This window comes from Streptomyces niphimycinicus, assembly GCF_018883605.1.
Lineage (GTDB): Bacteria > Actinomycetota > Actinomycetes > Streptomycetales > Streptomycetaceae > Streptomyces > Streptomyces niphimycinicus.
This window is the reverse complement of the sequence record NZ_JAHLEM010000165.1, coordinates 15,914-38,631: the sequence shown is the minus strand read 5'-3', so window position 1 is coordinate 38,631 and position 22,718 is coordinate 15,914. Positions and strand designations below refer to the sequence as shown.

18 protein-coding genes and 4 pseudogenes are annotated in these 22,718 nt (G+C 70.6%); 13 read left to right on the top strand and 9 right to left on the bottom strand.

Annotated features, from left to right (window positions below; genetic code table 11):
* Window positions 1–784: 784 nt before the first annotated feature.
* Window positions 785–1,012, bottom strand: coding sequence for a fumarylacetoacetate hydrolase family protein (locus KN815_RS16490; protein WP_372458372.1), 228 nt, complete (start codon window positions 1,010–1,012; stop codon window positions 785–787).
* A 572-nt stretch (window positions 1,013–1,584) separates the two neighbouring features.
* Window positions 1,585–2,694, bottom strand: a complete 1,110-nt coding sequence (locus KN815_RS16485; RefSeq protein WP_216342682.1) for an alcohol dehydrogenase catalytic domain-containing protein — start codon at window positions 2,692–2,694, stop codon at window positions 1,585–1,587.
* Between the two features lie 250 nt (window positions 2,695–2,944).
* Here KN815_RS16485 and KN815_RS16480 point away from each other — a divergent pair, with 250 nt between their 5' ends.
* Window positions 2,945–4,381 carry an aldehyde dehydrogenase (NADP(+)) gene (locus tag KN815_RS16480; protein WP_216342681.1) on the top strand — a complete coding sequence of 479 codons (1,437 nt, stop codon included), beginning with the start codon at window positions 2,945–2,947 and terminating at the stop codon, window positions 4,379–4,381.
* A gap of 106 nt (window positions 4,382–4,487) precedes the next feature.
* On the opposite strand, the gene KN815_RS16475 is transcribed toward KN815_RS16480, so the two are convergent.
* A complete protein-coding gene (locus tag KN815_RS16475; RefSeq protein WP_216342680.1) occupies window positions 4,488–5,681 on the bottom strand; it encodes an alpha-hydroxy acid oxidase in 1,194 nt (397 codons plus the stop codon).
* On the opposite strand from KN815_RS16475, the gene KN815_RS16470 reads away from it, so the two are divergent.
* From KN815_RS16470 to KN815_RS50375, 4 genes are all read left to right on the top strand, one after another.
* Window positions 5,644–6,603 (top strand): SDR family NAD(P)-dependent oxidoreductase, encoded by a 960-nt coding sequence (locus KN815_RS16470; protein WP_216342679.1) that lies wholly within the window; start codon window positions 5,644–5,646, stop codon window positions 6,601–6,603. The two genes, KN815_RS16475 and KN815_RS16470, sit on opposite strands and share 38 nt — an antisense overlap.
* A 527-nt stretch (window positions 6,604–7,130) precedes the next feature.
* Window positions 7,131–8,420 carry a hydroxyacid-oxoacid transhydrogenase gene (locus KN815_RS16465; RefSeq protein WP_216342678.1) on the top strand — a complete coding sequence of 430 codons (1,290 nt, stop codon included), beginning with the start codon at window positions 7,131–7,133 and terminating at the stop codon, window positions 8,418–8,420.
* Between the two features lie 13 nt (window positions 8,421–8,433).
* Window positions 8,434–8,940, top strand: coding sequence for an FmdB family zinc ribbon protein (locus tag KN815_RS16460; protein WP_216342677.1), 507 nt, complete (start codon window positions 8,434–8,436; stop codon window positions 8,938–8,940).
* Window positions 8,941–9,028: 88 nt separating this feature from the next.
* A complete protein-coding gene (locus KN815_RS50375; RefSeq protein WP_253209015.1) occupies window positions 9,029–9,553 on the top strand; it encodes a helix-turn-helix domain-containing protein in 525 nt (174 codons plus the stop codon).
* On the opposite strand, the gene KN815_RS16450 is transcribed toward KN815_RS50375, so the two are convergent.
* Window positions 9,469–10,782 carry a DHA2 family efflux MFS transporter permease subunit gene (locus tag KN815_RS16450; RefSeq protein WP_216342676.1) on the bottom strand — a complete coding sequence of 438 codons (1,314 nt, stop codon included), beginning with the start codon at window positions 10,780–10,782 and terminating at the stop codon, window positions 9,469–9,471. The two genes, KN815_RS50375 and KN815_RS16450, sit on opposite strands and share 85 nt — an antisense overlap.
* Before the next feature lie 412 nt (window positions 10,783–11,194).
* Between KN815_RS16450 and KN815_RS16445 the strand changes: the two genes are divergently transcribed.
* Both KN815_RS16445 and KN815_RS16440 read left to right on the top strand, forming a co-directional pair.
* Window positions 11,195–11,659 carry an MFS transporter gene (locus KN815_RS16445; protein WP_308403655.1) on the top strand — a complete coding sequence of 155 codons (465 nt, stop codon included), beginning with the start codon at window positions 11,195–11,197 and terminating at the stop codon, window positions 11,657–11,659.
* Window positions 11,560–11,976, top strand: a pseudogene (locus tag KN815_RS16440) (sensor histidine kinase); the annotation flags it as partial. The gene KN815_RS16445 and the pseudogene KN815_RS16440, both read left to right, overlap by 100 nt.
* 71 nt (window positions 11,977–12,047) lie before the next feature.
* Here the strand turns inward: KN815_RS16440 and KN815_RS50370 are convergent.
* Window positions 12,048–12,341, bottom strand: a pseudogene (locus tag KN815_RS50370) (VOC family protein); the annotation flags it as partial.
* A gap of 225 nt (window positions 12,342–12,566) precedes the next feature.
* Between KN815_RS50370 and KN815_RS16430 the strand changes: the two are divergent.
* The 4 genes from KN815_RS16430 (at window position 12,567) to KN815_RS16415 (ending at window position 16,977) form a co-directional block, all read left to right on the top strand.
* The gene (locus tag KN815_RS16430) at window positions 12,567–13,715 is read left to right on the top strand and encodes an FAD-dependent monooxygenase (protein ID WP_253209014.1); all 1,149 of its coding nucleotides are present in this window, start codon (window positions 12,567–12,569) and stop codon (window positions 13,713–13,715) included.
* A 95-nt stretch (window positions 13,716–13,810) separates the two neighbouring features.
* Window positions 13,811–14,929, top strand: a complete 1,119-nt coding sequence (locus KN815_RS16425; RefSeq protein WP_216342675.1) for an alpha/beta hydrolase family protein — start codon at window positions 13,811–13,813, stop codon at window positions 14,927–14,929.
* A 40-nt stretch (window positions 14,930–14,969) separates the two neighbouring features.
* Complete coding sequence (locus KN815_RS16420) at window positions 14,970–15,911, top strand: VOC family protein (protein ID WP_216342674.1); 942 nt, start codon at window positions 14,970–14,972, stop codon at window positions 15,909–15,911.
* 121 nt (window positions 15,912–16,032) lie between these two features.
* Window positions 16,033–16,977 carry a helix-turn-helix transcriptional regulator gene (locus tag KN815_RS16415; RefSeq protein WP_253209013.1) on the top strand — a complete coding sequence of 315 codons (945 nt, stop codon included), beginning with the start codon at window positions 16,033–16,035 and terminating at the stop codon, window positions 16,975–16,977.
* Window positions 16,978–17,040: 63 nt separating this feature from the next.
* Here the strand turns inward: KN815_RS16415 and KN815_RS16410 are convergent, their stop codons facing one another.
* Window positions 17,041–17,574: a hypothetical protein gene (locus tag KN815_RS16410; protein WP_216342672.1), complete on the bottom strand. Its 534-nt coding sequence runs from the start codon at window positions 17,572–17,574 to the stop codon at window positions 17,041–17,043.
* Between the two features lie 289 nt (window positions 17,575–17,863).
* Here KN815_RS16410 and KN815_RS16405 point away from each other — a divergent pair, with 289 nt between their 5' ends.
* Complete coding sequence (locus KN815_RS16405; RefSeq protein ID WP_216342671.1) at window positions 17,864–18,745, top strand: NAD(P)H-binding protein; 882 nt, start codon at window positions 17,864–17,866, stop codon at window positions 18,743–18,745.
* 51 nt (window positions 18,746–18,796) lie between these two features.
* On the opposite strand, the pseudogene KN815_RS16400 reads toward KN815_RS16405, so the two are convergent.
* A pseudogene (locus KN815_RS16400) lies at window positions 18,797–18,934 on the bottom strand (RidA family protein); the annotation flags it as partial.
* 94 nt (window positions 18,935–19,028) lie between these two features.
* Window positions 19,029–19,952 carry an alpha/beta hydrolase gene (locus tag KN815_RS16395; protein WP_216342670.1) on the bottom strand — a complete coding sequence of 308 codons (924 nt, stop codon included), beginning with the start codon at window positions 19,950–19,952 and terminating at the stop codon, window positions 19,029–19,031.
* Window positions 19,953–20,502: 550 nt separating this feature from the next.
* Between KN815_RS16395 and KN815_RS16390 the strand changes: the two are divergent.
* A pseudogene (locus KN815_RS16390) lies at window positions 20,503–21,579 on the top strand (chitinase); the annotation flags it as partial.
* Window positions 21,580–21,643: 64 nt separating this feature from the next.
* Here the strand turns inward: KN815_RS16390 and KN815_RS16385 are convergent.
* Window positions 21,644–22,594, bottom strand: coding sequence for a phosphotransferase (locus KN815_RS16385; protein ID WP_216342668.1), 951 nt, complete (start codon window positions 22,592–22,594; stop codon window positions 21,644–21,646).
* Between the last annotated feature and the right edge of the window lie 124 nt (window positions 22,595–22,718).

Genomic DNA, 22,718 nt, shown 5'->3' with positions numbered 1-22,718 from the left:
GTGGCTCGGTGCGCCCTGCTGGCCGAGACGCCCCGTGTCCTCCCCGCCGACCGCGCGATGCGCTGACTCTGGGCCCTGCTGAGGGCGCATGGACCGGTCGGCGCCGAGGTGCCACGGGGTGTCCGGCGGATCTTTCCCCACCCCGCCCCTTCCCGATACCAGGGGCTCCACCCCTGGACCCCGGGGTCTGGGGCGGAGCCCCAGTTACGGGAAGGGGCGGGGAGGGGAACAGCCCGCCTGCTCGCACCGTTACCAGAGGCTTCGCCCCCGGACCCGGAGCCTGGGTCCGCCACGCGGCGGAGCCGCACATCGATGCCACGGGACGGGGATGGGGCCGGGAAGCGAACAGCCTGCCCGTGCCCGTTGCCAAGGGCCGCGCCCCTGGACCCCGGCGTTCGGGGCGGAGCCCCGCCACGCGACGGAGCCGCACATCGATGCCACGCGACCGGGCGGCGAGAGAAGCAGCCCGCCCACCCACACCCGTTACCGGGGACCGCGCCCCTGGACCCCGGGGTCTGGGGCGGAGCCCCAGTTACGGGAAGGGGCGGGGAGGGGAACATCCTGCCTGCCCGCACCGTTACCAGCGGCTTCGCCCCCCCGGACCCGGAGCCTGGGTCCGCCACACGGTGGAGCCGCATGTCGATGCCGCCGGACCGGAGCAACCTGCCTGCCTCTGCCCGATACGGGCCCCCGGGGGGCCGGGGCGGAGCTCCGGTTTCGGGAAGGGGCGGGGAGGGGAGCAGCTCGCCGCCAGCGGCACGGCCATCCGCCCAGGCGGCGTTCGTCAGTTGACGTCCAGGGCGATCCGGCCCAGTTCGCCGAGGTCGGCGACCAGGCGGTCACCAGTGCCGATCGCCGTCGGGGTGCACAGGGTGCCGCTCAGGACGATGTCACCGGCTTCCAGCCGCCGCCCGCCGCGCAGCAGGTGCCGGGCCAGCCATGCGACCGCCTCGGCGGGGTCGCCCATGACGGCGGACGCGCTTCCCGGCACCGTACGGGAGCCGATCGTCAGCGTGGCGGTGATCTTCGCCAGGTCCGCTGACGCGGGTGGGGCGACCGGGGGCCCCAGCAGCGCGCGCGGCGTTGGTGTTGTCGGCGACGAGCATGGGGAGCGTCCGCGGGCCGCCGCGCCACCTGCTGTCGACGATCTCGAAGGCCGGTGCGACCGCGGCGGTGGCGTTACGGACGTCCTGCGCGGTCACCCGCGGGCCGGGCAGCGCCTCGCCCAGGATGAACGCGATCTCCACCTCTGCCATGGGGGCGAACAGCCCAACCGTGGCGAGGGGTTCGCCGTCCTCCAGCAGCCGGTCGGCGAGCAGGTGGCCCGCTGCGGGCTCGTCGGCGCCGAAGGTGTCCCGCACGGGCTGTGCCGTGAGGCCGACCTTGTAGCCGATCAACCGGCCACCGGCCGCCACCGCCAAGTCGCGGGTCGCGCTCTCGACGGCGTAGGCCATTTCGAGGTCATCGAGCTGATCGGCCGCGGCGGCGTCGACCGCGGTGGAGTCGTCCGCGGTGGCCTCGTTACCCGCTTGCCACAGCCGGCGGCCCAGGTCCGCGGTCCGGTTCTTCCTCATCCATCTCTCCCTACGAGCGCTGGTGACCAGGGATGATCACAGCACGGCCGGTGGCGCCCCGCGACAGCGCGGCGTACGCCTCGTTGATCGCCGACAGTTCGTATTGCTCCCCGAGCAGCTTGTCGAGGGGCAGGCGGCCGGTCTTGAACAGTTCGACGAGCTTGGGGATGTCGACCGGTGTGTTGGCCGAGCCGTAGAGACTGCCGATCAGCCGCTTCTCCTGCTGCACCAAGGCGTTGATGGGCACAGCCGCGGTGGCGCCCACCTTGCCGAGGCCGACGGCGACGGCGGTCCCGCCGGTGCCCACGACCTCGACCGCCTGGGCGAGCGTGTGCGGCGTGCCGACCGCGTCCAGCGACCAGGCCATCGGTCTCGGCGAGATCCTGCCGAGTTCCTCGGGGAGGCGGTGCGTACGGGCGTTGACCGCATGGGTGGCGCCCAGCTCAAGTGCCTTCTCCAGCTTGGCGTCCACCGTGTCGACCGCGACGATCGGATCGGCGCCGACGAGGCGCAGCCCCATGACCGCGCTGAGCCCGACGCCACCGGCGCCGATGACCACGACGCCCTCTCCGGTGGCGTCCTTCATGACGTTGAGCGCCGCACCGGCCCCAGTCACCACGGCGCATCCGGCGATCGCCGCGATCTCCGGCGGGATGTCCGGGTCGATCGTGAGGACCGACCGTTCCGAGACGACGCATTGCTCGGCGAAGCAGGAGACGCCCATGAGGTGGTGGACCTTCTCGCCGTTCAGGTTCAGCCGCTGGGTCCCGTCGAGCAGGCCGCCGGAGGCCGACTGCACCCGGCCGAGTGGGCACAGGGCGGGGCGGCCTGTCGTGCAGAACTCGCAGTCGCCGCACCGCGGACGCCACAAGGTGATGACGGTGTCGCCGGGGCGGACCCGGGTCACTCCCTCCCCCACCCGCTCGACGATGCCGGTCCCCTCGTGCCCGAGCACCGCGGGCAGGCGGACGTTGAGGTCGCCGTTCATGTAGTGCAGATCGCTGTGGCACACACCGGCGGCGACCACGCGGAGGGTGACCTCGCCCGGTCCGGGGTCGTCGAGATCGACGTCCTCGACGGTCAACGGAGCACCGGGCCGGTGCAGTACTGCTGCCTTCATTGAGCCACGCCTCACTGTGTACGGATCACTGTGTACGGATCACTGTGTACGGATCACTGTGTACGGATCACCGCGTACGGATCAAGTGTACGAAATTTAAGACGATGTCTTACGAGTTGTTTTGCGGGTTGAGTATGTGAGCCGGTCCCAGCCGCCGTCAAGCACGTTGACGAGCACCCCGGCGCATGCAACTGTGTCTTGAAAGTGAGATTACGTCTCATATTTAAGACGCATTGAAGGAGCGTGCTTGATGACCGATGCGACGAACGCGCAGGTACTGGCGCATAAACTCGACGCCGCCGCAGGCGCGTTCGAGCAGTGGAGCCGTCTCCAGCCGGCCGACCGGGCCCCGTTTCTCGAGGCCATCGCCTCCGCGCTCGAAGAGGCCGCGCCAAAGCTCGTGGCGATCGCGGACGAGGAGACCTCCCTCGGGCGGACCCGGCTGCACAACGAGATGGTCCGTACGGTGTTCCAGCTACGGCTCTTCGCCGAAGTGGTGACGCGGGGGGAATATCTCGGGGCCACGATCGACCGCGCCGACCCCGCGTGGCCGATGGGCCCACGGCCCGATCTGCGCCGGGTGCTCGAACCACTCGGTCCCGTGGTCGTCTTCGCCGCCGGCAACTTCCCGTTCGCCTTCAGCGTGGCGGGCGGGGACACCGCCTCGGCGCTCGCGGCGGGCTGCCCGGTCGTGGTCAAGGCCCACCCCGGCCACCCCAGGCTCTCGGCCGCCACGGCGGAGGTGGTGCAGCACGCACTGCGGTCCTCGGGCGCGCCCGAGGGGCTCTTCGACGTGGTCTTCGGTACGGAGGCCGGACGGGCCGCCATCGTGGACCCGCGGGTGAAGGCGGGCGCGTTCACCGGATCGATCGAGGCGGGCCGGGCGCTGTTCGACCTCGCCACGGGCCGTCCGGAGCCCATCCCGTTCTTCGGTGAACTCGGCAGCGTCAACCCGGTGTTCGTGACGGAGGCCGCCGCCCAGCGGCGCGGGCCCGCGATCGTCTCGGAGTTCGTCGGCTCGTTCACGCTCGGCGCCGGACAGTTCTGTACCAAGCCCGGCATCCTGCTGGTCCCGGCCTCGGCCGAGCTGGTGGAGCAGCTTCCCGGCGCGGTTCCGGGCAACGCGTTGACGTTGCTCAACGATCGCATCCGGACCTCCTATGCGACTGCGGTACGGGAGTTGCGCGATGCGGCCGGGGTACGGGTCCTGGTGAGTGGCGACCACGCCGCCACGGATCCGTCGCCGACAGTGCTGTGCACGACCTCGGCCGAACTGCTCAGCGCCCCGGAGGCGCTCATCCGGGAGGTGTTCGGACCGGCCGCGCTGGTCGTCGAGTACGCGGAGGAGAGCGAACTGCTCGACGTGGCGAAGGTCATCGACGGACAGTTGACCGCGTCCATCCAGGGCGAGGACGACGATGCCATCGCAGCGGAGTTGATCAGGCTCCTGGCCGCCAAGGCCGGACGTGTGCTCTGGAACCAGTGGCCCACGGGGGTGTCGGTCACCTACGCCCAGCAGCACGGCGGCCCCTACCCGGCCACCACCGCGCCGGGTACGACCTCGGTGGGGACCGAGGCCATCTCCAGGTTCCTGCGGCCGGTCGCCTATCAGGGTGTGCCACAGCACCTGCTGCCATCGGCCCTGCGCGACGCGAACCCGCTGGGGATTCCCCAGCGGGCCTCCTGAGGCCGGGCCGCGGCGCACCCGGGAACGGGGCCGTGCGCACGGGAAAGGGCCCGCCGAAGAAAGCGGGCCCTTTCCCATAACCGGACCGCTCAACGAGTGCGACCGCTCACGGCATGCGTAGGTGATGCCGCGCGATGGCGGCGCTCGCCTTCAGGCCGAGCAGTTGCAGGCTGCGCGCGTACTCCTCGCGCAGGATCGTGACGGCACGCTCCACGCCCCGTTCGCCACCGGCCATCAGGCCGTACAGATAGGCACGGCCGATCATGACCGCGTCCGCCCCGAGCGCCCGCGCGGCCAGGATGTCCTGACCGTGGGTGACACCGCTGTCGAGGATCACCGTGGCGTCCGGGCCGAGTTCCTCGCGTATCTCGGGCAGCACCGTGAGGGTGGCCGGTGTGCGGTCGAGCTGCCGTCCGCCGTGGTTGGACACGATCACACCGTCCGCGCCCGCCTCGACGACCCGGCGCGCGTCACGCGGGCCGAGGATCCCCTTGACCAGCAACCGGTGCGGCCAGTGGGCGCGCAGCCACGCCAGGTGCTGGTAGCTCAGTGTCGGTTCGAAGACGACGTCGGCGACCCGCACGGCGTCGATCGTGTCACCGCTCATGCCACTCACACCGCTCGCACCCCCACCGCTCATGCCGCTCATGCCGCTCAGCGACGCGAATGTGATCGGGGCCGTGGTCAGCTTGTTCAGCGCCCAGGACGGATAACGGGCCATCCCGAACAGCGTCCGCAAGGTGAGCGAGGGCGGGATCGTGAGGCCGTTGCGCATGTCCTTGGGGTGTCGGCCCGCCACCGGTGTGTCGACCGTGAGGACCACGGTGGTGAACCCGGCCGCGAGCGCGCGGTCGAGAAGCTCCGTGTTGAGGCGCTCGTTCCGGGTCAGGTAGAGCTGGAACCAGTGTTCGCCGCCGGGAGCCGCCGCGGCGACGTCCTCGACGGTCGAGGTGCCCACGGTGGACAGGGTGTAGGGCAGGCCGTGGCGGGCGGCCACGCGCGCGACGGCCGCCTCACCCTCGTGGTGCATCATCCGGGTGTAACCGGTCGGCGCGAAGATCAGCGGCATCGCGATCTCCCGGCCGAACAGCCGCGTGGACAAGTCCGGATGGTCGACCGGCGACAGATACTCCGGCACGAATTCGACCGCCGCGAACGCCGCCCTGTTGCGCCGCAGGGTCAGCTCCGCGTCGGCCGCGCCGTCCACGTAGTCGAACACCGCTCGCGGAGTCGTGCGCACCGCCACCGCGCGGAGATCGCCGATGGTGAGTGCGGCTCTGCAACTCGGCCTGGCAGGCAAAACCGCTCTCATCTGCGCGTCCACCTCCGGTCTCGGCCGGGCGACCGCCCGGGCCCTGGCGGAGGAAGGCGTCACCGTCGTGGTCACGGGCCGCTCGGGCGAACGAGCCAAGGAGGTGGCGGGCGAGCTGCCGGGCGCGGTCGGGGTGGGCTGTGACCTGGTCGCGGACGGTGGCGCGGAGCGGCTCCTCACGGCGGCCCGCGAGGCCGTCGGCGACCTCGACATCCTCGTACTGAACGGGCCGGGGCCCACGCCCGGACCCGCCCGCGCCATCGACACCGCCGGGGTCGAGCAGGCCATCGCCACGCTGGTCACACCCCAGCAGATCCTGGTACGGGGCACCCTCCCGGCCATGGTCGAGAAGGGGTGGGGCCGCATCCTGAGCATCAGCTCGACGAGCGTGCAGGCGCCCCTGCCGAATCTTTCCCTGTCCAACCTCGGGCGGGCCGCGCTCGCCCGATATCTGAAAACCCTCGCCGCCGAAGTCGCCGCCCACGGCGTGACGGTCAACTCCTGCTTCCCGGCCGCATCGCCACCCCGCGCGCCCGGCAGATCGACGAGGCCGCCGCCCGGCGCACCGGTCAGTCGCCCGACGAGGTCGAGGCCGCGTCCAAGGCCGCGATTCTACATCGTCTCGGTTTTCGTGCTGTCCTACGGCCCGTCCCACCTCGGTCTTTCGCGGAGTGTGCTGCTGACCGGGATGCTCATCGCGGCGGTGGCCGAGGCGCTGACGGTGCCCTGCTTCGGCGCGCTGTCGGCTGTTCCCCGCGAACGTCCGGTACACCGGTACGTCGATCGGCTATCAGCTCGGCGGTGTCGTGGCCGGGTTCGTGCCGCTCGTGGCGGGCGCACTCGTGGGCGCGGCCGACTGCCGACGGCGCCTCGTGGCCGATCGCCTCCATCTGGGCGGGAGCGGCGCTGATCGGGCTGGTCTGCGCGCTGATCGTGCGGGAATCCCGGGGCCGCGATCCGCACCCCCGGCACGACACCTGAGCCGGGGAATTCCCCCGCCCACTGCCCTGCCCACCGCACACCGACCGACCCGCATGTTTCCCGACCGGAGGTGAAGCTCCATGACCACCGCCAACAGAGTCCACGTACTGAGCTGCGGAGCGATGAGCTGCGATCTGACGTGGCTGCTGCTCAAGGCCGGCCGTACGATGCGCACGCGCACCGAGCACCAGCGGCCGCCCGAGTGGTACTCCTGCACCACCCACTGCGTCCTCGTGGAAACCCCTGGGGGCACCCTGCTGTGGGACACGAGCTGTCCCCGCGACTGGGAGACCCGCTGGGCCCCGCCATCGTCGTCTTCGGCCACGATGCCGAGCAGTTGCGCTCGATGCGGCTCGCCCCCAGCGGCTTCTACGCCTGATCGCCCGGGTCCCGGCCGGCGCTCCGGTACCGTTCGCCGCGCCGCTGGGACCCAACCGATCCCCAGGAGGGACGCGTATGAGCATCACCGCTCCGGCCGGACCCGAGTCCGTTTTCACCTACGGCGCACCGGCGCTGAAGTTCGGGCCGGGAGCATCCGACGAGATCGGCTACGACCTCGCCCAGCACGGGGCCCACCGGGTTCTCGTGATCACCGACGCCGGGGTGGCCGCCACCGGCGCGCCGCACCGCATCGCCGAGCGGATGACCGCGTTCGGCATCGAAGCCCACGTCTTCGACGGGGTCCACGTGGAGCCCACCGACGTCAGCCTGCGGCAGGCGGCGGACCATGCGCTGGCGTCGGGCCCGTGGGACGCCTTCGTCGCGGTGGGCGGCGGCTCCAGCATCGACACCGCCAAGGCAGTCAACCTGCTCAGCACCAACCCCGGCGAGCTGATGGACTACATCAACGCGCCGGTGGGCAGGGCGCTGGCGCCCGTGAACCCGCTGAGGCCGCTGGTCGCGGTCCCCACCACCACCGGAACCGGCGCGGAGAGCACCACCATCTGTGTGCTCGACGTCCTGGAACTGAAGGTCAAGACCGGCATCAGCCACCCCCGTCTGCGGCCGACGTTCGCGGTCATCGACCCGGACCTGACCTTCACCCAGCCCGCCGGGGTGACCGCCGCCAGTGGTATGGACATCCTGTGCCACGCGCTGGAGAGCTATACGGCCCGCCCGTATGACACCTATCCACACAAGCGCCCCGAGGAGCGCGTGCCGTACTGCGGCGCCAATCCCATCTCCGACGCGTGGTCGGAACGGGCGCTGCGCCTGCTCGCACAGTCCTTCCGCACCGCGGTCCGCGACGGCGACAACCCCCGGACGCGGTCCGACATGGCGCTGGCGGCCACCTTCGCCGGTCTCGGATTCGGTAACGCGGGCGTCCACATCCCCCACGCCAACGCCTACCCGATCGCCGGACGGGTGAAGGACTTCCACCCCGCCGGCTACCCCGCACACGAGCCGATGGTGCCCCACGGCATGGCCGTCTCGCTCACCGCGCCGGAGGCGTTCCGCTTCACCTTCGCCGCCCAGCCCGAGCGGCATCTGCGGGCCGCGGAACTCCTCGCCCCGGGGATGGAACGCCCCGCCGACCCCGCCGAGTATCTGCCCACCGCGATCGAGCGGTTGATGCGCGACATCGGCATGCCCAACGGCATCGGCGGGGTCGGCTACGACGAGGGAGACATCCCCGCGCTGGTGGAAGGCGCCATGAAGCAGCAGCGGCTGCTGTCCACGGCCCCGCGCACGGTCACCGAGGACGACGTGGCCGGCATCCTCGGCCGCTCTCTGACGCTCTGGTGATGTGAGGGACCCCATGGCCATCTATGAACTCGCCTGCGAGACCGGACACCGCTTCGAGGTGATCCAGTCGTACACCGCGCCGCTGCCGAACTGCCCGGAGTGCGGCGGCGCCACCCGCAAGATACCCAGCGGCTTCGCCCTGGGCGGCACCGCCACCGTGCCACCGCCGCCGGAGCGGATGCCGCAGACCTGGAAGGGGACGTACCGAGGCGACCGTGACTACGTCACCGACCTGCGGCGCACGGCCCAATCCCGGCAGAAGCTGGAGGAGAAGTACCCCGAACTCTCCGGTGACCGGCGGCCGATCGTCGCTCACGAAGGCAGATACGAGGCGGCCCCGCTGCGTGCGGGCGACGCGGTGCCCGCTCCCTCCGAGGGCGCCGGGCACGGCCACTCCCACGACCACTCCCACGGGCACTCGCATGCACACGGGCACGGGCACGGCCACAGGCACGGGCACGGGCACGGGCACGGGCACGCCCATGGGAGCGCCAGGAGCCGCCCCGCCACGGACGGCTGAGCCCTCGGCGGACGGATCCGGATCGCGGACACGGATATATGGTTAGGGTTACCTAACTTCGATGCGTGTCGGGTTCGATGGAGGTCTCATGGGCAGCGGGAACGACGGGCTGACGCCGATCCGTGACGTGGCCGACCACTTCGGCCTGCCGCTCTCGACGCTCCACTACTGGGAGCGGCGGGAGTTGGTCGCGCCGACCCGGCGGGCGGGGCAGCGGTGGTACGACACCGAGCAGCTCTACCGGGTGGCGCTGATCAAGCAGTGGCGTACGACCGGGCTGATCGGCGTGGAGCACATCGCCGAGATGCTGACCGATGGGCCTGACTGGCGGGAGGCCGTGCCCGAGCTGATCGCCGAGTGCGAGCGGCGGCGGGCGGAGCTGGACGAGGCGCTCGATTATCTGAACCGTCTGCGCGGCTGCCGGTATGAGGGTGGCCCCGAGCGCTGCCCGGGGTTCCGCGCCCTCGTCAGCCTGCCCGGCCAGGACGCCCGGCCGGGCGGTGGCGCGGTCGGCGACCGGGTGGACGGTCAGGAGCCGCGCGGGATCAGGAGTGGCGCGGCGGCCGCCGCGACCGCCAGGCAACCGGCCGACACGGCGAACGCGGCGGTGTAGCCGGACGCCAGCGCCAGCGTGCTCAGCACGGCCAGCCCGAGTGCCCCGCTGGTCTGCCGTACGGTGTTCAGGAGCCCGGCGGCCAGGCCGCTGCGGTCGGGCGGCAGGCCGCCGGTGGCCGCCACTGTGATCGGGGTGAACGCCGCGGCCGTCCCGAACCCGAAGACGGCTCCCGGGATCAGCACCGAGACCGGGTACGAGGCGTGCAGACCAGTGCCCGCGGCCACCCCGGCGAAGCCCACGGCGCCCAGCGCGCAGCACAGCAGGGCGGCGCGGCGGGCTCCGATCCGTACCGACAGGGGCCCGGCGCTCTGGGCGCCGGCGAACATCGCCACGCCGACCGGCAGATACGCCAGTCCGGCGCGCAGCGGCGAGTAGTGGTGCACATCCTGGAGATAGAGCGACAGCAGCACGGGGCTGGCGAAGAAGCCGAGCCCGAGCACGAACATCACCACATTGCCGCCGCTGACCTGGCGCAGCCGGAAGATGCCCAGTGGGAGGAGGGGTTCGCGCGCCCAGCGGGCCTGGTGCAGGACGAAGACCACGAGCAACGCGAGCCCCGCCACGAAGGGCAGCAGTACGGCGGGGGCGGTCCAGCCGGTGTCGGCGGGACGCATCGCCGCGTACACGACGGCGGCCAGTCCCGCGGTGGCGGTGGTCGCGCCGACCACGTCCAGCCGCGGACGGGGGCGGACGTCCCGCCGTGACGGAAGGACGGGACCGGCGGCCAGAATGGCCAGGACGCCGACCGGGACGGTGATGAAGAAGACCCAGCGCCAGCCGGCCCATTGGGTGAGCAGCCCTCCGATCACCGGCCCGGAGGCGGCGCCGAGGGCGCCGATGGCGCTCCAGGTGCCGAGCGCGCGGGCGCGCCGGGCCGGTTCGGTGAAGGTGGTGTTCAGCAGTGACAGCGTCACGGGCATCAGCAGTGCCGCGCCCAGCCCCTGGACAGCGCGCGTGGCGAGCAGCAGCTCGGCCGTGCCGGTCAGCCCGGCGGCCAGTCTGGCAACGGTGAACAGGCTCATGCCGACGACGAACATCCGGCGCTGCCCGAACAGGTCGCACAGGCGGCCGCCCAGGAGGAGGAAACCGGCGAAGGCGAGTGTGTAGGCGTTCACCACCCAGCTCAGCGAGGACGGCGCGAAGCCGAGGTCGGCGCGGATGGCGGGGAGGGCGACGGACACGATCGTGGCATCCAGGATGACCACGAACGATCCGGAGCAGGCCATGGCCAGGACCGCGCGGGGACGGGCGCCGGTGGGTGCTTCGGACGGGGATTGAGATGGGGCTTCGGGTGGGGATTCCGGGGTGGCCCGTGCGGGGCGCGATCGCATCTCTCGCTCCAAGGTGAATGTGGCGACGACGCGATCAGCGTGCTGGCTCAACCGCGGTTGAGTGCAAGCCACTCCACTGGCTGCCGGTGGGCCGCTTTCTGTGAGTTCTCTGAGAGTTACCGGCCGGCCGGCCGCCGTGGCCTGCCGGTTTCCGTCGTACGGGACTCCCGGTTCACATGGCGCACTCACACTCGCGCAGATCGGGCCCATTGGAGGTACCAGCACCGAACCGCTCGGCAGCACACCACACACACGTTGGAACAGACGGCTCATCGGCCCGGTGGCCATCCTGATTCTGGTGAACACCATGGTGGACACGGTGGTCACGACGCCGCTTCTCGTCCTCCCCGAAATGCTCGACCACTTCGGTACCGATCAGTCGGCGTGGATTGACGCCGGCTCGCTGCTGGCGGGGGCGATGTGGGCGCCGCTGCTCGGAAAGGGCGCCGACATCCACGGCAAACGCAGAGTGCTGATCATGACGCTGATCACCGCCTTGGTGGGCGCACTGGTGTGCCTCATCGCGCCCAGCCTCTGGGTGTTCATCTTCGGGCGTCTGCTCCAGGGAGCGGCCGTGGGGGCCGTCTTCCTCACGGTCGCCCTCATCCGTGACATGTGCGCACCCGATATGGCGGGAACGCTCGTGACCTCCGGCTTCAAACGGAAAAACACTCACTCGATCCAGGGCGCCCCGTCGCCCTCACCGGCCCCGGTGGCGGCCCGCCGGGGCCGGGGCCGGTGCTCGGCGACGAGGCGAGGCTGCGGCAGGTGACCTCCAACCTCGTCGGCAACGCGGTGGCCCACACCCCACCCGGCACCCCGGTCCGGATCGGCGTCGGCACCCAGAACGGCCTGGCGGTGCTGGAACTCCACGACGAGGGCCCGGGGATGTCCCAGGAGCAGGCCGCCCGCGCCTTCGACCGCTTCTACCGCGCGGACGACGCCCGCGGCCGCACCGCGAGCGGGGGCGCGGGCCTCGGCCTCGCGATCGTCGACTCGCTGGTGACGGCGCACCACGGCCGGGTGGAGGTGCACACGGCCCCGGACGAGGGCGCCACCTTCCGCATCCTGCTCCCCCCGCACACCTGAGCGCCCCGCCGGTATCCCGCGAAAACTCCCGCTACACCGAGGTCAGGAGGGCTTCCGCTCCATGGGTCCTGGATGTAGTGGAAGAAGTTGGAGCCCAGTGTGTGCCGGCCGAGGCCCCAGCCATGGCTGTGGCCCGCGGCGGCCATGGTCCGCGCCCCCAGGGCGATCTGGTCGATGTCGGCGACCTCCCAACTGGAGTGGTGCAGGCCGGGGTGGGTGCCGGACATGAAGCCGAAGACGTGGTGATCGCCGGGGCCGGAGTTCATGAAGGTGGCCATGGACCGGACGCGGTCCGAGAGCCGCAGGCCCAGGGTGCGGGCGTAGAACGCCTCGGACGCGGCCAGATCCGTACTGAAGATCAGCATACGGCCGAGGCGTCGGGGGCGGGGCTTCTCGCCGGCGGTGAGCCAGCGAGCCTGGTCGACGCGGCGGACGCGATCGCCGAAGTTGGGCTCGTGGGCGTCCGTCCCGATGTCCGACCCTCGACGCACGGAATGGGGTCACCTGGCGCTGACCGATTGCCGGGAGCGGATGGCCACCGCCTGATCCGGATGGAACAAGCGCCCGGCCGCTTTTACCGTTCCGGTGAAATGAGCGCGCAGGAGGCGTATATGGATAGCTGTCGCGGTGCGCGGACAGCCATGATCGTGGGCGCGGGGGTGGCCGGTCTGACCGTGGCCATCGCCCTGGCACGCAAGGGGTGGCGGGTCGATGTCGCCGAGATCAACCCTCGGGGTGCTACGGCCGGTTGGGGCCTGTGCCTGACCGGGCCGTCGCTGCGGGCGCTGGACGCGTTGGGGCTGGCAGAGGCGTGCCTGGCCGAGGGCTACGGCATGAACGTCATCACGCATGTCGACGTCAACGGCCGGATCGCGGACGAGGTGCGGCTGCCCCGCCTGCTCGGGGCACATCGGCCGGCGATGGTCGGCATCGCACGCCCTGCGCTGCATCGCATCCTTTCCGAGGAGGCCGTGCGGAGTGGCGCGGTGGTGCGCCACGGCCTGACCGTCACGGCGGTGGACGAGGACGGCGACCTGGTACGCGTACGGCTGTCGGACGGGACCGTCCGGACGGCCACCCTCGTCGTGGGAGCGGACGGGATCCGCTCCTCGGTCCGGAGCCTGGCCGGCCTCGAGACCACACTCGACTACCACGGGCAGATGGCGTGGCGGGCGCTGGTGCCGCGCCCGGCCTGGGTCACCGGAATCCATCAGTTCGCGGGCGAGGCCAACACGGCCGGGATCGTCCCGATTTCGGGCCGCCAGGCGTATGTGTTCCTGACGGAGAACGGAGTGGAGCCGGACGCCCTGCCCGACGCCGAACTCGCGCCGCGCTTGCGGCAGTTGCTGGAGGTCTTCCCAGGACGGGTGGCGGAGATCCGCCCTCTGGTGTCGGGGTCGGAGTCGGTGGTGCGCCGCCCCGTCCGGACGGCGCTCCTGGCGGGAGCCTGGAGCCGCGGAAACCGCGTCGTCATCGGCGACGCCGCGCACGCTCCGGCACCGCAGATGGCCAGCGGCGCGGCCCTGGCCATCGAGGACGGGCTCGTGCTGGCCGAGGAGCTGGAGCGGCACAAGCAGGTCCGCGCGGGCCTGGAGGCGTTCACCGCGCGGCGCGCGAAGCGGTGCCGCACGCTCGTCGAGACCTCGGTCACGATCGTCGGCCTGGAGCAGGCACGGCGCCACCACGAGGCATATCCGCTGACCGACGCCTGCCACCGGCGGATGGCCGAGCCCGCATAGCCATCCGGCCGCGCAACGCACGGACGCGCCGTCCCGTGCGATCGATGAATCGGCAAACCGACGCAACGAGTACTGAGCATCGACGAGGAGAGCAGTTGCCCGCCGCACCGTCCCGCACTCTGCCCGAGGCGCAGCAGTGGCTGCGCGACCATCTCGAGCGACGCGAGCATCCCTTCAACGCCATCGACCACGCCGCCGCCGCACGGCACATCGACACGCTGCCGGGCACCGATCCCGAGACCTGGGCCGGACACTGGCTGGCGGGTGCGGAGGACTTCGCCGTCCGGGCGTGCGAGGCCGAGAGCCGCGGTGACCGCGAGGGGGCCCTGGAGAACTGGTGGCAGGCATACCAGTTCGCCTTCCTGGGCCGCTTCCCCTCCCCGCTGCACCCGGCCAAGCTCGCCGCGTATCACCGGGCCGTGGAGTGTTTCCGCCGGGTGTCCGCACTGGAGCCCACCCCCATCCAGCACGTGGCGCTGCCCTTCGAGGGGCGCGACGGCGAGGGAGACATGGTGAGGTTCTTCGTGGCACGTCCGCCAGGAGGAGCGGCGCGCCCTCCGGTGGTCATGATGTGGGGCGGCATCGATGTGTGGAAGGAGGAGAGCTACGCCCGCGGGCGGATGCTGCGGGAACGAGGCTTCGCGACCCTCCACATCGACAAGCCCGGGGTGGGGCAGTCACCTCTGCACGCCGGCCGTGATGCCGAACGGCAGTGGGATCCGGTCTTCGCCTGGCTGCGCGACCAGGACGACCTGGACACCGACCGGGTGGCGGCCCTGGGGCTGTCGTTCGGGGGCTACTGGGCGCTGAAGCTCGCCCACACCCACCGCGAACACCTGGCCGCCGCCGTCAACTGGGGAGGCGGCGTCCATCTGACCTTCCAGCCGGAGTGGCAGGAACGGAGCCGCAACGCCTCGTCCTATCTGATGGACCTGATGCCGGCCCGGGCACGCATCTTCGGCGGTGAGACCTTCGAGGACTATGTGGCCCGCTGCCCGGAGCTGTCCCTGCTGGACCAAGGCGTTCTGGACATGCCGTCGTGCCCGTTGCTTCTGGTCAACGGCAAGGACGACCAGCAGAACGCGTCGGCGGACATGTATCTGGCCCTTGAACACGGGAGCCCCAAGACCGCTCGGATGTTCCCGGGCGGCCATATGGGGGTGGGACCCGTGTTGCCCTCCGTCGTCAACTGGCTTACTGAACAGCTCAGTTGACCCGTCACACGTCGCACGTCAGACACAAGGAGTGCCTGAGATGAGCCACACCAGCTTGATCACCCACCTGCGGCACATCGATGTCGCCATGCCGAACTTCGCCGAGCAACGCCGGTTCTACACCGAACTGTGGGGACTGACCGAATCCCACCGCGACACCGGCGTCTCGTTCCTGGCCGCCGAAGGCTCCCCTGAGCAGTACGTGGTGCGGCTGCGCGAGGACGCCCACAAGCGCACCGACCTCATCGCCTTCGGCGCTGCCGACGTGGCGGACGTCGACACCCTGGCCGCGCGGCTGATGGCACAGGGCGTACGGCTGGTGCACGAACCCCGGACCATCGACACCCCCGGGGGCGGCTATGCCGTCCGCTTCTTCGACAACGAAGGCCGGGTCGTGGAGGTTTCGGCCGACGTCGCGCCACGTCGGCACCGCACGATCGAGGCCCGTGAGTCCGTCCCCGTCCGCCTGTCGCATGTGCTGATGAACTCGCCCACGCCCGAAGCCACGGTTGCCTGGTACATCAAGCACCTCGGGTTCCGGCTGTCGGACACCATGTGTGTCGGTGGCCGCGGTGAGATCATGTGGTTCCTGCGGTGCAACGCCATCCATCACAGCTTCGGCATCGTGCGGGGGCCGCACGCGGCGTTCCACCATGCCTCCTTCGAGCTGCGCGGAGTCGACGAGTTCATGCGGGGCACCGGCCGGATGCGACGTATGGGCATCGAGCGCCTGTGGGGCCCGGGTCGGCATCGCGCCGGGGACAACTCCTTCAGCTACTTCCTCGACCGGGCCGGCAACACCGTGGAGTACACCACCGAGCTGGAGGTGCTGGACGAGGACACCTGGCATCCGCACCTCTACGACCTGCGCGACCCCGCCAACGCCGACCAGTGGGGCACCGCGAACGAGATGGACGAGTTCATCGCCGCCAAGTCCCACAACGACGTCGACCCGGGGCTGTTCGTCGCCCCGCCCATGTGAGTGTCCGGCCGAGGACTCTCCGACGTATCGTCGTCAGAGGGCGGGCGTGGAGCGGAGGGCTCGCGCGTACGCGGGGCCGAAGGGAGACGAGGCCGTGGCCTCTTTGCTGCGGGATTTCCTCATGACCCGATCCGAGAACCCGGTCGACCTGCTCAATGCCGCCACCCGGCTGTTCGGCGGTTCGATCACCACATCACCGCTGGCCGGCCTGGGCGGCGGGGACCACGAACTGCGCGGCGTCACCGCCCACGACTTCGCGGTCGGCTACTTCGCCTCGCCCCTGGATGTACGTGTCGCCGCGGCGCCGGGCCGACACTCGTACTTCGTCAACCTCGGTGTGTCCGGTGAGATCGCGGCATCCCGCGGCGCCCTGAGGGCGACCCTCGACAAGGCGACCGCGGGAGTCGTGAACCCCGGAGACACCCAGGAGCTGCGGCCGCTGGGCAGCCGGACGCGATTCCTGGGGCTGCGGATCGACGGCGCGCTGGTCGACCAGGAATTCGCCGCGCTGACCGGCCACCCGCCGGTCTCCACCGTACGCTTCGATTTCGCCCTGGATCTGGCCAGGCCCAAGGGCCGGGCGGTTCGGCTACTGGTCCGCTCCCTCATCGAACAGCTCGACTCGGGGGATCCCCTGTTCCACCGTGCCGAGCTCCAGCGCAGCCAACTGCGGTGCATCGTCACCGCCCTGCTCCTGGCGCAGCCGCACACCCACACCGGCGAACTGTGCGACAGCCCTCGCCCCGGCCACCCGCGTTCCCTGCGCGCCGCCCTCGCCTTCATCGAAACGAACCTCACCGAGCGCATCAGTCTCGATGGCATCGCCGACGCCGCGCAGTGCAGCCCGCGGACCATCAGCTCCACGTTCCGCGCACGGCTCGGGCTGCCTCCCCTGGCGTATGTACGCAACCTTCGGCTGGCCCGGATCCGTGCGGACATCCTCACCTCCACCGACCCCGTCGGGGTGATCGCCTACCGATGGGGCATCACCCATCTGGGCCGCTTCGCCGGGGAGTACCGCGACCGCTTCGGCGAACTGCCCTCGGCCACCGCGGCCCGTAGATAGCCGCGAACGCCATCCGCGGAGTCCTCAACCGCCGGTGAATTGAAGTGGTCGAGCACACGCGGCTCAGCCGTGTGTGCGCCGCCGGTAGTAGTGCACGGTGACGACGGCCAGCAGTGGCCCCCACGCGACCAACGGCACGTAGCAGAGGTTCATCAGCCACTCCCCCCACCGCGTGATCTCCATGTCGGCGTGCAGCGTGGTCCAGGTGAAGAGCACACCGTAGATCGTGCAGGCGAGTGCGCCCAGCGCCGCGGGTACGACCGCGGCGTATACGGGGATGCGGCGGCCCCGCAGACCCGGGATCCAGCGCGGCCACACCTCGCCCCATGTCCGCACCAGCCCCAGCGTCAGGAAGGCCAGGGCCTCTTGGAACACGGACAGCGACGGCACGATGAGATACCCCCAGCCGGGGATGAGCATCGCGTCGTACTCGGATTCGGCGAGCCCCAGCGGGACGCCGAGCACCACGGCGAGCCGCCAGAGGGCGGACGGCGCGGAGGCCCATAGGGTCGCGGCCGCCACGCGCCTGGCCCACGAGGGGACGGGCGCGGCGGTCAGGAGGAGCGAGGGGGCAGGTGGCGACGCGCTGATGGACATGACGGCGGCTCCCGTGTGCGCGCTTGGTCCGACACCCCGGAGATTGCCACGCACCGTCCCACGGTCACATCCGTCCGGAGCACGCGGCGGCGTACGTCTCGGGGCGCACGGGCGAAGGCGGGAGTCAGACCTTGGGACCACTGACTGTGGTGAGTCAGTGTCAGTGCGCCGGGGCGGTGGCGGTCCACCCGGATACCTGGGAGGAGGACAGATTCCGACCGCATTGGCTCCTAACCTGCGATCGAGCCACCACTGAGAGCTGAGAACCGAGAGCTGAGAGGGAGAGACGATGCGCATCGCTGTCACCACGCCGACCGGAAACGTCGGCCGCCACGTCATCGCCACACTGGTCCGCGCCGGGGTCCGGCCACGCGTCTTGCTGCGCGACCCCGCCCGGCTGGCGCCCGAGGTGCGAGACGCGGTGGATGCCGTGCCGGTCGACCAATACGACGCCGATGCGGTGGTGGCCGCGACCGCCGATATCGACGCGCTGTTCTGGGTGAACCCGACCAGCGGCAGCGGGGACCCACTCGCCGAATACGACCGCGCCACCAGGAGCGTGGTCCGTGCCGTCACCGAGAACCGGATCGGCCGCGTCGTCTTCCAAAGCAGCGTAGGCGCCGAGAAACGTCATGGTGCCGGTGAGATCGATGGCCTGGCACAGACCGAGATCGCTTTGGATGGCACGGGCGTCGATGTCACCCACCTCCGCTGCGCCTACTTCTTCACCAATCTCGAGCTTCAACTCGGGGCCCTACGAACCGGCACCCTCCAGGTGATCCTTCCGCTCGACCAACCGATGGCCTGGGTGGCGCCGCGCGATATCGCCGAGGTCGCCGCCACCCGTCTCCTCTCCGCCACCTGGTCGGGACGCTGCGTACAGGCGGTTCATGGGCCCGCCGACCTCACCTGGCGAGAGGTCAGCGACATCCTCACCACTGCCACCGGTCGGCGGATCGGCGTCGAACAGATCACGGACGACGCCATGCGCGCCCAGCTCCAGCAGGCGGGGATGCCGGACGGCCTGGTCGAGGCCGTGATCGGAATGTCGACCGGCCTGCGCGAAGACTTCGTACCCGAACAGCGCCGCAGCCTCCGGACCACCACCCCGACCACCCTCGCCGCCTGGGCCTACGACCACCTCAGGCACCGGCTCGCCGACGCGCCGTAAGCCATCCCGAGTCATCCGGAGTCGCAGTCATCCGGGGTCGGAGTCATCCGGTCACCCGGCCACCACCGCGAGTGCCTCGACCTCCATGAGGAACTCCGGCCGCACCAGCGAGACGACCTGTACCGCCGAGGCGGGCGGCAGCCGGTCGTCGGGCATGTGGAGGGCGCGGGCCTCGCGGATGGCGAACATGCCACCGAATCGACCGCCCACCGCGAGGTGACGCTCACGCCGCGGGGAGGTGCCAGCACCACCCGGCCACCGCTCACCAGCGGGGTGGTGACGCTCACGCCGCGGGGAGGTGCTCCTCCGCGAAGGCAACGGCATCGGCGACGGCCTTGTCCGCGGCCGGGAGGTGACCGGCGAGCAGATGCCATACGTGTCCCATCCCCGGTGCGACGTCCAGCCGCGTGGGTACGGCGTCCTCGGCCAGTTTGGCGGCCAGCCTGATGGCGTCGCTGAGCATGACCTCATGGCCGCCGATCTGGATCAGTACGGGTGGCAGTCCGCGGGTGTCGGCGAAGACCGGGGAGGCCAGCGGACTGTTCCGCGGGGCACTGCCCAGGAACACCTCCGCGGCACGGCGCAGCCCTTCGCGGCCGACGGACGGGTCCACGGCGTCCAGGGTGAACATCGTGGCCCCGGTGTGTTCCAAGTTGGCCCAGGGAGAGATGGCGATGGTGGCGGCCGGCATCGGAAGGCCCTGGTCACGGGCCGCGACCAGGGCACTGACCGCCATCGCGCCACCGGCGGAGTCACCGGCGAACACCACGTTCTCCGGCGCCACTTCCTGTTCCAGCAGCCAGCGGTAGGCCGCGACGGCGTCATCGACGGCGGCCGGGAAGACCGCCTCCGGGGCCAGTCGGTAGTCCGGCACCAGCGCGCGTGCCCGCAGCCGCCGGACGAGGGTGCCGACCAGGCCGCGGTAGCCCTGCGGATCCCCCACGATGTACGCGCCACCGTGCAGATAGAACAGGTGCCGACCGGGGACGGGGTCCGCGGCGATCGCATACTCGGCGGCCACCCCTCCCGCGTTCACCTGGTCGAAAGTCACCCCGTCCGGCACCGGAAAGCTGTCCTGGAAGAACTTCCGGTAGGCGAGCCGGATGTCCTCCAGGGTGTCGGGCCCCTTCCCGGCGGCCGCGTCGAAGACGCCGCCGCTGCGGATCGCCCACTCCTCGTAGAAGGCGGGGACATCGATCGAGACCATGACTGATCCTCCTCAGAACACGTGAACAGCGGCTGCGCTCCAGCCGTGCCCTGCGAGTCTCAGTCCCTCACACCAGTGTGAAGGTCAAGCGCGAGCGGGTGCGCGGTTCCGCGCCCGGCGCCGAGCGGGGCGTCGCTTACGCTCGGGGACTCCGAGCGGCATCAACCCTGGCCGTCCACGGCTCGGTTCTCCTGCCACCGCCGCACCGCCGTGTGCACGGCCTCCTCGTCCTCCTCTCCGGCAACGTCGACGACGGCCACGGCCGGCGGAGGGAAACCTCGCTCCGCGCCGCACGCGGGCGGGAGCCGATCACGGCGACCTAGTGCGGAACCTCGAAATTGGACCGTACCATTGACACTCACTGGTCTAGTCCTGTTTTCTCGTGGGCGCGCGCAGTCTCCCCCCACGCCGTCCGATCATCCCGTCCCACCTCGGTTCGGCTCCGCCTTCCCCCCCACATCAAGGAGCGGTCCCCATGAGCCTCCGTTTCCCCCTGAGCAAGAGGGTTCTGACCGGCATATGTGTCTCCGTCGCCACGGCCGGACTACTCGCCACGGTCTCGGCGACGACCGCCGAAGCGGGCACCACCTCCGCCGGCTCGAAGGCGGCACTCCCCGAGCACGCGCTCGTGGGCTATCTGCACTCGAGCTTCGCCAACGGCTCCGGATACACCCGAATGGCCGATGTCCCCGATAGCTGGGACATCATCGATCTGGCCTTCGGCGAACCCACCTCCACCACCTCCGGCGACATCCGCTTCAGCCTCTGCCCGCAGACCGAATGCTCGAACGTCGAGTCGGAGGACGAGTTCAAGGCCGCCATCAAGGCCAAGCAGGCCGCGGGCAAGAAGGTGCTGATATCCATCGGCGGGCAGAACGGCCAGGTGCAGCTCACCACCACCGCCGCCCGTGACAAGTTCGTGGAGTCGGTCGGCGCGATCATCGACAAGTACGGACTGGACGGCCTGGACATCGACTTCGAGGGCCACTCGCTGTCGCTGGACGACGGCGACACCGACTTCAAGAACCCGAAGACCCCCGCGATCGTCAATCTCATCTCGGCCGTGAAGTCGCTCAAGGCGAAGTACGGATCCGACTTCACCCTCACCATGGCCCCGGAAACGTTCTTCGTGCAGTTGGGCTACCAGTTCTACGGCTCGGGCCCCTCCGGAGGCCAGGACCCGCGCGCCGGGGCGTATCTCCCGGTCATTCACGCCCTGCGGGACGACCTCACCCTGCTGCACGTCCAGGACTACAACTCCGGACCGATCATGGGGCTCGACAACCAGTTCCACACCATGGGCAGCGCCGACTTCCACATCGCGATGACCGACATGCTGCTCACCGGCTTCCCCGTCGCGGGCGACACCAACAACGTGTTCCCGCCGCTGGACCCGTCCCAAGTGGCGATCGGCCTGCCCGCGAGCCCCAACGCGGGCAACGGCCACACCCAGCCCAGTGAAGTGACCAAGACCCTGAACTGCCTGACGAAGAAGACCGACTGCGGCGGCTACCAGCCCCACGGAAGCTGGCCCGCCCTGCGCGGACTGATGGCCTGGTCGATCAACTGGGACAAGTTCAACGGCGGCGAGTTCGCGAAGAACTTCGACGCCTACTACGGCGGCTGAAGCCGCGTCGGACACGCGTCGCCGGCCTCACCGGGCGGTCCCGGTGAGGCGTCCCGTGTCGATGTCAGCCGGCCACGCCGCCGGCGAACGGCATCGTCCGCCACTGGTCGACGGCCGGCTTCAAGTACTCCACCAGTGGCGGCAGTTGCGGTACGAGCGAGAGGGAGGCGATGGCCCGCAGCATCCCCACGGCGCTCACGAAGCCCAGGACGTCCTCGTTCAACGGCCTCATGCCGTTGCGCCGCGCGCCGCGGTCGTAGGCGGATTCGAGGGTCGGCCCGAGCGCAGCCAGGTCCCATTCGACGGGGCCCAGCGTGACCAGCTCGAAGTCGGCATAGAGGTCCCCGTCCGCCCCGGAGAAGATGTTCGCGGGCGGGGAGTCGCCGTGGATGGGCTGGAGGTCGATCCCCGGGAACGCCGTTTCGAACGCCGCGCGTGAGCGCACGAGAGGTTCCAGGACCTGCCACTCGCGGCGGGCGCGGTCCAGATCGGCCGGGCCGATGAGGTCGGGGCGCGTTGGGAGCAGGTCGAGGCTGTCCACGATGAACCGCGGTTCGGCCGCGGACAGAAACGACAGTGGGCCCGGGTATGCGCGCATCGCGGCGTGCAGGTCGGCGGTGATTTCGGAGTTCGCCACATAGTCGGGCTCGGTGTCCCGCCGCTCCTCGACGAACTGCCAGAAGGTCATCGAGAATCCGTCGCGCTGAACGGGCTCCAGCGGCACGAGAGGACTGGGCGGGATCACGGGAGTTCCCCGGTCCGCGAGCCACCGTGTCACCTCCAGTTCCGCCTGCTGGCGGCGTGCCTGGGAATCGGGGTCCACGTAGCGCGGCAGGACGGTGGGAACCCGCGCCACGACCGGTGCGGGCGCGAGGTGGACAACCACGGAGAACAGGTCATGGAGCACCTTGGCATCGGTCACGGTGAGGCCGAGATCACGCGCCGCTCCGACAGCCGCGTCGACCGCGGCGGAGGTGCGGCGGGCGATGTGCTGTGGGGTCACAGAATCCGTCACGGCCCGATCGTCGCATGTCCGCGGAGCAGGTGGCACGGGACGAGCGAAAGAGCCGTGCCGGTACTCCCTGCGGGCAACGCCGTACCCGGCTGATCGGATAGGAGCCGGGCACCCCGTGCCGTAT